The 1,913-nt window shown below is 69.3% G+C and carries 3 protein-coding genes; all 3 read right to left on the bottom strand.

Annotation, left to right across the window (positions count from 1 at the left end):
- Positions 1-265, bottom strand: a 265-nt coding sequence (locus A5624_RS14250; protein ID WP_197498016.1) for a Sua5/YciO/YrdC/YwlC family protein, incomplete at its 3' end; no start/stop codon positions are given.
- Positions 258-1,157, bottom strand: a complete 900-nt coding sequence (gene prmC / locus A5624_RS14245) for a peptide chain release factor N(5)-glutamine methyltransferase (RefSeq protein WP_232002259.1) — start codon at positions 1,155-1,157, stop codon at positions 258-260. The genes A5624_RS14250 and prmC, both read right to left, overlap by 8 nt.
- A 27-nt stretch (positions 1,158-1,184) precedes the next feature.
- A partial coding sequence (locus A5624_RS14240; RefSeq protein WP_066867176.1) for a peptide chain release factor-like protein occupies positions 1,185-1,913 on the bottom strand: 729 nt, incomplete at its 5' end.

The following is a 1,913-nucleotide window of genomic DNA, read 5'->3' as shown; positions in this document are numbered from 1 at the left end:
GGTCGCGGGCCCCGTCCGGCATGGTGTACACGAGCCCCTCGATGGTGTGCCAGGAGCCGACCAGCACGCCCACCGGCATGTCGCGCCCGCGCCCCTTCGCCGACAGCAGCGCGGAGACCGCCGCGCTGTTGAACGCATCGGCGCCGATCCCATAGACCGTGTCGGTCGGCATGACAACCAGGCGGCCACCCTTGAGCGCTGCCGCGGCGGCGGCGATTCCGAGTGAGCGCTGATCGGGATCCGCGCAGTCGAAGACGTCAGTCATGGGCGCCGCCCCTCCCCGGTTCCGCTCTCCTGCGGGCCGTGACGAACCGTGGCCGCCCGGTCAGGTCTCGGCGGGCCCGGACGTCGTCGAATGCCCCTGTGCGGTCGAACAATTCCACGGTCTGCGCCGCGGTGGTGTCATCGTGCTCGACGCCGATGAGTCCTCCCGGACACAGCCAGCGACCGGCGAGGCTGAGCAGCGGCGCGATCACCGCCATTCCGTCCGGGCCGGCGAAGACGGCCTGGTGCGGATCATGTTGCGCGACTTCGGGATCCAGCACAGCACCATCGGGAACGTAGGGCGGGTTGGCCACCACCAGGTCGACCCGGCCATCCAGATCGGCGAGCGGGCCCGGCTCGCCGGCCAGCTCTGTGACGTCGGCGCAGATCAGCTCGACCTCCGTGCCTTGCGCGTTGCGGCGGGCGTACTCGAGGGCGGCGTCAGAGTTGTCGATGGCGACGATTCGCGCCCCGGGCAAGTGGTGGGCCAGCGCCACCGCCAGGGCGCCCGACCCCGTGCACAGGTCGACGATGACAGGTCGCGGCGGAAGTTGTTGTGCCCTAGCCCATTCCAGCAGCGCTTCGGTCTCCGGGCGGGGTATGAAAACCCCGGGGCCGACGTGCAGGAGGACGGGCCCGAACGCCGCGGTCCCCAGCAGATGTTGCAGGGGAACACGTCGCGAGCGCGCGGCCACGACATCGCGGTAGCGCCCCAGGAAGTCCGCGTCCGGCGGGTCGAGCAGGGATAGGCGTCCGCGATCGGTGCCCGCCAGGTGCGCGGCCAGCTGTTCGGCATCCCAACGCGCAGAATCGATTCCCGCCTCGGCAAGGGTGGCCGCAGCATCGTCGATCGTGCGCCGCAGGCTGAGCTGGGTTGTCGCGCTTCTCCTCATCGTTTCACTCTGCATCGTCGCGCGACGTCATGCCTGTTGCAGCCGGCTCTGCTTGTCGGCGGCGGCCAGGGCGTCGAACAGGGCGTCCAGGTCACCGTCGAGGACCTGATCGAGATTGTGCGACTTGAAGTTGATGCGGTGATCCGCGATCCGGTTCTCCGGGAAGTTGTAGGTGCGGATGCGCTCGCTGCGGTCCACCGTGCGGATCTGGCTGGCCCGGTCCGCCGAGGCATCGGCGAGCGCCTGCTCTTCGGCCAGGGCCTGCAGACGGGCGGCCAAAACCTGCAGGGCGCGGGCCTTGTTCTGCAGCTGCGAGCGCTCGTTCTGGCAGGTGACGACGATGCCGGTGGGCAGGTGCGTGATGCGCACCGCGGAGTCAGTGGTGTTGACGCCCTGGCCGCCCTTGCCCGACGAGCGGTAGACGTCGATGCGCAGGTCCGACTCGTCGATCTGCACCTCGCCGACTTCTTCGGGTTCGGGATACACCAGCACGCCAGCCGCCGAAGTGTGAACGCGGCCTTGGGATTCGGTCACCGGGACGCGTTGCACCCGGTGCACTCCACCCTCGAATTTCATCCGGGACCAGACCCCGTCGGCGCTATCGCCCTTGCTGGCGATGGCCAGCGTCGCGTCCTTGTAGCCGCCCAGATCCGAGGTGGTCTCATCCAGCACGGTGACGGTCCAGCCGTGCCGCTCGGCGTAGCGGATGTACATCCGGGCCAAGTCGGCGGCGAACAAGGCCGACTCTTCGCCGCC

The organism is Mycobacterium sp. 1482292.6 (assembly GCF_001672995.1).
Taxonomy (GTDB): Bacteria; Actinomycetota; Actinomycetes; order Mycobacteriales; family Mycobacteriaceae; genus Mycobacterium; species Mycobacterium europaeum_A.
This window is presented reverse-complemented; position numbering and strand designations above follow the sequence as displayed.